1 protein-coding gene is annotated in these 10,618 nt (G+C 53.6%); it reads right to left on the bottom strand.

Annotated elements, in window-relative coordinates; translation table 11 throughout:
• Positions 1–10,618, bottom strand: a 10,618-nt coding sequence (locus AC5ELV_RS26015; RefSeq protein ID WP_493432426.1) for a non-ribosomal peptide synthetase, incomplete at both ends; no start/stop codon positions are given.

Below are 10,618 nucleotides of genomic sequence, written 5' to 3'. Positions count from 1 at the left end.
CTTCTGATTCGTTCTGATCAGGTCGGCAAAGGTGTCCTCAGCTCCACTGCGGATACGTATTGGAATGGTGTTAATGAACAAGCCCACCATGTTTTCGATCCCCGAAATATCTGCTGGACGACCAGACACTACACCGCCAAAAACAGCGTCATCACTACCGTTGTACTTTTGGAGCAGCAAGCCCCAAGCTGTTTGCAGCAATGTATTCGCGGTCACGTGGTGCTGCTTGGCCACCATTTCCATACGTCCGGTCAATTCCTTGCCCAGATCGCACAGGATATGCTCAAATTGTGCACCGTCCGCTTTCACGCCTACTTTTCCGGTCGGAATCGACGTTTGCTGATCATAGCCGAGCAAATAATCCTTCCAGTAGGAAGCTGCTGCCTCTACATCCTGTGCTTCAAGCCACTCAATATACTGACTGTATGGAGTCACGGGAGCAAGCTTCGGCTGTCTATGCTCCACGGCTGCAAAATAAGCCTCAAACACCTCATCCGTGACTAACGCCACACACCAGCCATCCATCAAGATGTGATGAGAGCTCCACACAAAATAATAATCCTCGTCACTGGTCCGTAAAATGGCCACGCGCATCAACGCATCCCGGGACAAATCGAATCCGGCTGCCTTGTCCTGGCGAATAAATTCCTTCACATACGCGTCACGCTCCTGCTCATTCAGATGACGCAAATCTTCACAGCTGAAACCAACTTCCTTGCGGCGGAAAATAACCTGCACAGGCTCATCCTGCCAACCGCTGATGAAATTGGCTCTAAAGATCTCATGCCGTTGCGCTAAATGATTCAAGCTCTCTTGGAAAATATCCGCTTGGAAGCGTCCATGCAAATCAAAGGTCGTTTGTTCAAAATAAGCACCTGACGCTGCATCCATCAGACTATGGAACAGCATGCCTTTTTGCATCGGCGTCAGCGCATATACATTCTCCAGTTCCCCGATGTCACGAGTCTGCTCTACCAATTGATCCAGCTCGGCCAGGGTTACATGTTTAAGCATGACATCGCTTGGCGTCAGCTCCTGCTGTTTGCGGCCTACACAATGCGTAATAATTTCTCGCAAGCTGGTTCTGAACTGTTCGGCTAACTGCTCCATCGTTTCATGGCGATATTCCTGCTTGCTGTAGCTGATCGTCAATTGCAGTTCGCCTTCCGAAATCAGTCCGTTCATATCCAGCGTGTGCGTTCTGGCTGCATGGGCGCTAAGCTCTGCACCGCTAGAGTAAGGAGATACGCCAATGAATTGATTTTGCATATCTTGGTCAAATTGTCCCAAATAGTTAAAGCTGATTTCAGGTTCGGTCACAAAACGCTCTGGCTCACGTGCTGCGGACAGGTATCTCAACATACCGTAGCCAATGCCCTTTTGCGGAATGCGGCGTAGTCCTTCTTTCACCTGTTTGATGTGCTGTGAAAGTTCTTGCCCTACGCTCATATCCAGCACAACCGGGAATTGAGTCGTAAACCAGCCCACGGTGCGCGTAATATCCAGCTCTGGCAAAATGGATTCCCGTCCATGACCTTCCAGGCTCACGAGCACTCGTTCCAGGCCTGCCCAGCGATGAATCGTCAGTCCCAATGCGGTAAGCAGCAAATCATTCATATCCGTGTTGTAGGCACGATGCGCTTGTTTTAACAGCTGCTCCGTTTCCTGAGCTGTCCACGTGACCGTCATGTTCTCGCTGTCCCTATTCAAGGAATGAGAATGGGATTCGTCTTTTGGAAGCGGCTGATATACGCCTTGTTCCATTTCCTGCCAGAATGCGAGTTCTGCTGCCATGGCCGGACTGTTCGCATATTGAGACTGCCCATCCGCCCAGGTGCGGAACGAATCCGTTTTGTGCGGAAGACGAGTCATTTGTCCGTGCAATGCCTGCTCATAGGCGGTCGTAATATCCTCGAACAAAATGCGCCAGGATACGGTATCCACCACTAAGTGATGAATCGCCATCAGCAAATGATCTCCATCGGGACAATGGAACAGTCCCAGCTTCACCAGCGGTCCTTCGCTTAACTGAATACCTGCCTGAATCTCATTCACTTTGGCCTCGATCGCAGCAGATACCTCAGACTCATTTCTGAAGTCCACCCGTTCCAGCGTATACAGCTCGCCCTCACCAATTGCGCGGTTCCAGGCTTCATATCCGTACTCACTAGGACGGAAAATGATACGCAGTGCGTCGTGATGGCTAACGACGTGATCCATCGCCGTGCGCAGGGCCAGTTCATCAAAACCGTCCTTGCTATGCAGCATGATGGACTGGTTATGATGATGAGCATCCGTCAGGCTCTGCTCAAAGAACCATTGTTGAACAGGTGTCAGCTTCACAGCGCCCACCACTTCGCTCTGATCTGCCAATCGGGTCACCGATTGGACTTTCAGTGCCAAGGCAGACACGGTTGGATGACTGAACAGGTCTTTCATCTCCAGTCGATAACCTGCTTGCAGCAATCGGGAGGATACTTGCAAGGCCTTGATCGAATCGCCACCCAGCTCGAAGAAGTTATCCTGCGTGCCTACCGCTTCCACGCCGAGCACCCCAGCCCATACCGCAGCCAGTACTTGCTCCACCGTGGTACGCGGTGCCACATAGGCTGCACCGGTATGGATGCTTCCTTCCGGTTCCGGCAACGCTTTGCGGTCGATTTTTCCATTGTGGGTCAGTGGGATTGTCTCCAGTCGCATCAAACGTGCAGGCACCATATGTGCTGGCAGCCCTGCTTCCAGCTCGGCCTGTACCTCCTCGATCCGCAGCTCTGCTTCTCCTGTGATATATCCGCACAAGTACTTGTGCCCACGCTCATCCGTCCGGTCGATGACTACCGCTTGACGCACGCCCGGCACCCGCTGGATCGCCGTTTCAATCTCGCCCAGCTCGATCCGGTAGCCCCGGATTTTCACTTGATAGTCCATCCGGCCGATAAAGTCCACATTGCCGTCCGGCATCCACCGCGCCAAGTCGCCTGTGCGGTACAATCGTTCACCCGCAACATACGGGTTCGCTACGAATTTTTCGGCCGTCAGGTCCGCACGGTTCAGGTATCCCCGTGCTACCCCAGCACCGCCAATGCACAGCTCGCCCAGCACGCCGATCGGCACCGGATTCAGCTGGCTGTCCACGATGTAGAAGCGGGCGTTCAGCCACGCCTGACCAATCGGTACACTGCCGCTATTTGGCAGCTTCGACAGTTCTTCGTCGTAGAAGCTGGAGTCGATCGCCGCTTCCGTGACGCCGTAGCTGTTCATAATGCGGATATCCGCACCAAATCGTTCTTGCAGCACCCGGTAGTCCGTCACGCTGCAGCTATCCGAGCTGGTGATCAGCAATTCCAGACTGCTCATGTCCAGTCCCTGTTCATACACATGCTGCATAAACGGTACGATCAGGGCCGGAGTCGATTCGAACACTGTAATCTGATACTCGCGAATCCAACCATACAAACGGCTGGGATCAATCCGATCATCTTTCGGACAGATGACCATCGTGCCACCGTTATAAAGCGCCCGTGCGATATCCCCGACGAACACGTCGAAGGAGAAGCTTGCCAGTTGCAGCAACCGTACCGGAAACTGGTTCAGACGGTAATCCCGGCGGTAGGCCGTGGCCGTGTTTACCAGACTGCGATGCTCGATCATGACCCCTTTCGGGCGTCCCGTTGTACCGGACGTGTAGATCACATACGCCAGATCCTGCGGCTCGTTGATGTGCTCGATATCGGTGGTGTCTCCGATGTACAGCGACTCATCGTCCAACGCCAGTACGGTATGCAAACGCAAGTGCGCTGCGGGTTCGGATGTAGCTTTGCTTTCATCCAGCCAGACCTGTGCACGCTCCTGCAAGCCGATTTGGGTCAACAGCACTGTCGCGCCGCTGTCCTCCAGCATAAAGCGAATTCGCTCGGACGGATAATCTGCATCCAGCGGCACGTACGCACCGCCGGCCTTCCACACTGCCAGCACGCCGACCAGCATGTCCACCGAACGTTCACTCAAAATGCCAACAATCGACTCGCGTCCAATGCCTTCATTCCGTAATCTCCGCGCCAATTGGTTCGCACGCTCGTTCAGTGTGCGGTACGTAAGCTGCTGCTCCTCGTACACCACCGCCACGTGATCCGGTACAAGCTGCGCTTGTTCTTCCACATAGGTATGGAACAGTGCTCCTGCTTCTACCGCAGCAACATCCGATACCCCTACATCTCCAAAACCGTAGATGATTTGTGCCTTTTCCTCCACGGTTACCATCTCCAAAGCTGCGAGTCGCTGCTGCGGATGAAGGGTAATTGCACGAACAAGCTCGGTAAAATGCTGTGCCAATCGCGCGATGGTCTCAGGCTTATACAGCGCCGTGCTGTATTCCAGACTGCACAGAATGCCTTCCGGCTGCTCCACTGCATCCAAGGTTAGATCAAATTTGGACGTATGATTGTTCGTCGGATACGTTTTAAAGGTTAGACCCTCCAGCTCGAACTCCTGCTGCTCAAATGTTTTCAACTCAAACATCGTGTCAAACAGCGCATTCCGGCTCGTATCCCGCGTTAAATTCAGCTTTTCAACCAGTTCTTCAAAAGGATACTCCTGATGTTCATAAGCACTGAGCGCATGCTCTTTGACCTCTTGCAAGTAGTCCAGGAACGTTTTGTCGCCAGTCGGATAATTGCGGATTGCCAGCGTGTTGAGGAATACGCCTACCAAGCTCTCCAGTTCCGCATGCGGTCTTCCGGCAATCGGCGTGCCGACGATAATGTCTTCCTGTCCCGAATATTTATGCAAGAGCGTACTATATGCTGCTAGCAACACCATGTACAAGGTGGAACCGGTTTGCGCGGCCAGCTGTTTCAACTGCTCGCTGTCCTCCAGGCTGATCGCAAATTCCAATCGAGCTCCTTCCTGACGCTGTACGGCTGGTCTTGCAAAATCCGTTGGCATATCCAGTGCTGGAATGTCGCCAGCCATCGTGTTCAGCCAGTAGCTTTCCTGTTCACGAAGACGTTCACTTTGCATATCTGCATGCTGCCAAACGGCATAGTCCTTGTATTGGATGCGGAGTGGCGGCAGTTCCTTGCCTTCATACAATTGAGAGAACTCCTGCACGATAATTCCTTCCGTGACGCCATCCGAAATAATATGGTGCATGTCATAGAGCATGACGTGACGCTCCGCTCCGTTTTCTATCAACTGAACCCGCAGCAATGGGGCTTGTGCGAGATCAAATGCACGTACAAAGTCCTGTGCGTACTGCGCTGTCTCCTCTTCGCTTGCTTGTACATGCTCCACGCTGAATGGTGCGCTGGATTCAATCCGCTGAATCACCTCACCATCCACCATCTCGAATCGGGTTCGCAGGGCTTCATGACGGTCAATCAGCTGGCGGAAGGCTTGTTCCAGTCGTTTTTTATCCAAGGGGCCTTCGATAATCAAAGCTCCTGGCATGTTGTAGCTAACCTCTCCACCTTCCAGGTGACTCAGCACGTACATCCGTTTTTGCGCTGAGGAAACGGGATAATATGCGCGCTCCTCCGCAACAGGGATGGATACATACGTTTGCTGTGTCTGAACTTCTCCCATCACCTGTACCAGTTGCTCAATCGTCGGATATTGGAAAATATCTCGCAGGGCCAGCTTGTAATTCAGCTCCTGATGGATTTTCGCCATCAGTGTTGTCGCGCGCAGAGAATGCCCCCCCACTTCAAAGAAGTTATCCTGGATGCCTATCTGCCGATGATTCAGGACGCTTTGCCAAATACGTACCAGTTGCTCTTCCAGCCATGTCCGCGGTGCCACGTACGCCGTGCCTCCTTCGAGGCGCGCTTCCGGTGCTGGCAACGCTTTGCGGTCAATTTTCCCGTTCGGTGTCAGCGGGAAATGATCCAGTTGTACGACATACGTCGGGATCATATAACCCGGCAGCTTGGGCTGGAGTATGCTGCGCAGCTCCGGCAGATTCAATGCTGCTGAGGCTACGACATACGCACACAAATCCTTGTCTCCGTCTTCGTTTTCCCAGGCGGTGACGATGGCTTTCTGAATGCCGTCCACGGTCAGCAGCTGTGCTTCCACCTCGCCCAGTTCAATCCGGAAGCCCCGGATTTTGACCTGATCATCCATCCGGCCGATAAAGTCCACATTGCCGTCCGGCATCCAACGCGCCAAATCGCCTGTGCGGTACAATCGTTCACCCGGTACATACGGATTTGCTACGAATTTCTCGGCTGTCAGGTCTGCACGGTTCAGATAGCCTCGCGCCACCCCGGCTCCGCCAATGCACAGTTCACCCAGTACGCCGATCGGCACCGGATTCAGCTGGCTGTCCACGATGTAGAAGCGTGCGTTCAGCCACGCCTGACCAATCGGCACATGGCCGCTACTTGGCAGCTTCGACAGCTCTTCGTCGTAGAAGCTGGAGTCGATCGCCGCTTCCGTGACGCCGTAGCTATTAATAATACGAATATCTGCGCCAAACCGTTCTTGCAGTACCCGGTAATCCGTCACGCTGCAGCTATCCGAGCTGGTGATCAGCAGTTCCAGACTGCTCATGTCCAGCCCCTGTTCATGCACATGCTGCATAAACGGTACGATCAGGGCCGGGGTCGATTCGAACACTGTAATTTGATAATCATGAATCCAGTCATACAAACGGCTAAAATCAATCCGGTCGTCTTTCGGACAAATGACCATTGTCCCGCCATTATAAAACGTCCGCGCAATATCGCCGACGAACACGTCGAAGGAGAAGCTAGCCAGTTGCAGCAGTCGGACTGGGAATTGGTTCAGGCGATAATCCCGACGATACGCCGCAGCCGTATTCACCAAGCTGCGATGTTCGATCATGACACCCTTTGGACGTCCGGTTGTCCCGGAGGTGTAAATGACATACGCCAAATCCTGCGGTTCATTAATAGGTTCAACGTCCGTGGCATCCCCGATGTACAGCGACTCATCATCCAGCGCCAACATCGTCTGCAGACGCAGCCCCATTGCCAGTTTGGATGCTGCTTCGCTATCAGGTGGCGAAGCTGCTGTTCCATTCAGCGTTCCATGGAGAGTACCTGATTCCATCGTTTCAGCTCCAGCCGCTGTTTCTAACTCGGCCTCAAACTGCCCTCCGGCCAAGGCCTGTCGGCTTTCCTCCAGCCATACTTGTGCACGCTCCTGCAAGCCCGTCTGGGTCAACAGTACCGTCGCACCACTGTCCTCCAACATGAAACGAATACGTTCGGACGGATAGTCTGCATCCAGCGGTACATAGGCGCCTCCAGCCTTCCACACCGCCAATACACCGACCAGCATGTCGACCGAACGTTCACTCAAAATGCCGACAATTGACTCGCGTCCAACGCCTTCATTTCGCAATCTCCGCGCCAGTTGGTTCGCGCGCTCGTTCAGTTTACGGTACGTAAGCTGTTGTTCCTCATATACAACCGCCACGTGATCCGGTATCAACTGCGCTTGTTCTTCCACAAAGGTGTGGAAGAAGGCTCCTGCTTCAACTACAGCAACATCCGATACCCCCACATCTCCAAATCCATGGATGATTTGTGCTTTTTCCTCGGCAGGTACCATATCCAAAGCTGCCAGTGGCTGTTGTGGATGCAGTGTAATTGCACGTACGAGTTCGGTAAAATGCTGTACTAATCGCGTAATGGTCTCAGGCTTGTACAGCGCCGTGCTGTATTCCAGACGGCACAGAATGCCTTCTGGCTGCTCTATTGCATCCAAGCTCAGATCAAATTTGGCCGTATGATTTTCCAGCGGATACGAATTCAGGGTCAGACCTTCCAGCTGCAGCTCCTGTTGCTCCAATGTTTTCAACTCAAACATCGTGTCAAATAGCGCATTTCGGCTCGTATCCCGCGTTAAATTCAGCTGTTCAACCAGCTCTTCAAAAGGATAGTCCTGATGCTCATAAGCACTAAGCGCATGCTCTTTGACCTCTTGCAGATAATCCAGGAACGATTGGTCGCCAGACGGATAATTGCGGATTGCCAGCGTGTTGATGAAGACACCTACCAGACTCTCCAGTTCCACATGCGGTCTTCCGGCAATCGGCGTGCCGACTACAATGTCCTCTTGGCCTGTGTATTTGTGCAAGAGCGTAGTGTACGCTGCCAGTAGCACCATATACAGGGTTGAACCTGTTTGCGAAGCCAGTTCTTTTAGGCGTTCGCTAACTTCACGCTCCAGTCCGAATTCGATTGTATCCCCTGCCGTACTTTGTACCGCCGGACGGGCAAAGTCGGTTGACAGATCCAGCACAGGCACTCCGCCCCGGAAGGTACCCAGCCAGTACGCTTCCTGACGCTGCATCCACTCCTGATGGGCTTCGCTTTGCTGCCATATCGCATAATCTTTGTACTGAATCCGCAATGGCGATAGCTCTTCACCGCCATACAAGCGGACAAATTCATCGGTCAGTACCTCCATGGACACACCATCCGAAACGATATGATGCATGTCGAGCATGAGCAGATACTGTGGTTCCTGCTCTGCTCCTTGTGCGCCCAGATCCACCAAGCCTACCCGCAGCAGCGGCGCAGCTTTCAGATCAAACGGACGGACAAACTGCCGGACCCGTTCTTGTACTTCCTGGCTAACCCTCGTGTACGTAGCTGTAGCTGTATCCAATCCTGTAGCTATGTCTTGATCTGTATCCGAAGTCGCACTCTCTGCCTGTACCTTCGTATATTCCACCTCGAACGGCACGCTGTCCTCAATCCATTGCATCGGCTCATTGTCCACTAGCCCAAAGCGGGTACGCAAGGTTGCATGGCGATCGATCAATTGACGGAACACATCTTCTACTCGTTTCACATCCAGCGGGCCGCTCACTTGCAGCACCGACGGCATGTTGTAGTTCACATCACTTGGATCAAATTGATGCAATACATACAGTCGTTTTTGCGCTGAAGATAACGGGTAGAAGCTGCGTTCTTCCGTTACCGGAATGGACGCGTACACCACTTGATCCAAACCTTCTAACACCGTTGCCAACTGTTCAATCGTGGGTGCTTCAAAAATACTGCGCAGTGGAAGCGGCTTGTTCAGCTCCTTGTGAATCTTCGAGGCCAGTGTCGTCGCCCGCAGCGAGTGTCCGCCAATCTCGAAGAAGTTCTCCTTCACACCGACCTGCGTGAGGCCCAGCACATCCTGCCAAATGTGCGCCAGTTTCACTTCCACCCACGTCCGCGGTGCGACATAGTCGGCTCCGGTTTGCAGGCTGCCTTCCGGTGCTGGCAGGGCTTTGCGGTCAATTTTTCCATTTGGACTCAGCGGCATCTGCTCCAGCTGTACAAAGTACGACGGCACCATGTAGCTTGGCAGTTCCCGGCCCAGCTCACTTCTCAGTTCATTTCTCAGTTCACCGGCTCCGAACTCTTGCCCGGCGACGTAGTACGCCACCATTTGTTTTTGCCCTGTTTCATCTGCACGGGCCATGACGACGGCTTCTCGTACGGATTCCACTTGGAGCAGTTGCGATTCCACCTCGCCCAGCTCGATCCGGTAGCCCCGGATTTTCACCTGATGGTCGATCCGGCCCAGGTATTCGATGTTGCCATCCGGCATCCATCTCGCCAAGTCGCCCGTGCGATACATCCGTTCATAGCCTGCTCCGCCGCCTGCAAACGGATCTTTCACAAATTTCTCGGCCGTCAGCTCCGGTCGGTTGAGGTAACCGCGGGCTACGCCGACACCGCCGATGCACAGCTCACCCGCAACCCCAATCGGCTGCAATTGCTCCGTGCCTTCCTTCACGATGTACAGACGGATGTTTTGAATCGGTTTCCCGATGGGAATAACTGCATATTCCTCATCCGGCTCGCAATCGAAGTACGACACATCCACCGTCGCTTCGGTTGGACCGTACAGGTTAATCAGCTTCGCTCCAGTCAGGCTCGACACAAGCCGCTGGAACCGGGCCACATGCTGTGGCGGCAATGCTTCGCCGCTGGCAAAGACATGACGCAACGTTGCTAGCTTCGCTTGCATCACTTCCCGTGGCTGCTGCTCTACATATTCCAGGAACGCATGCAGCATCGCCGGTACAAAGTGCATTGTGCTCACGCCATCGCGGGCAATCGTGTCGACGATGTCTTCCGGGTTCTTTTCCCCGCCCACCGACAACAGGCTTACCTTCGAGCCGACCAGCGACCACCAGAACAGCTCCCACACCGACACGTCGAAGGTGAAGGCCGTCTTTTGCAGGATCGTATCTTCCGCACTCAAGCCGTACCGATCATGCATCCACAAAATCCGATTCAGCACGGAATGGTGCTCCACCATCACGCCCTTCGGTTTTCCCGTGGAACCGGACGTATAGATGACATAGGCGACATGGTGCGGCCCAGCTAGTGGCTCCAGATTCGAGCCGTCTTCGTGGTAAATGTCTTGGCCATCCTGCTCCTGACGATCCAGCACCAGCACCTGACCGTTGAAACTCAGCGAAGCTTGCTCAGACAGATGCGACTGCGTCAGGACTAGCTTCGCGCCCGAGTCCTCCAGCATAAAGCGGATACGGTCTGCTGGATATTCCGGATCAATCGGCACGTAGGCTCCTCCAGCTTTGAGAATCGCGTAGATACCTACGATCATGTCCAGTGAACGG

The sequence above is a fragment of the Paenibacillus sp. NMA1017 genome (assembly GCF_058895805.1).
This window is presented reverse-complemented; position numbering and strand designations above follow the sequence as displayed.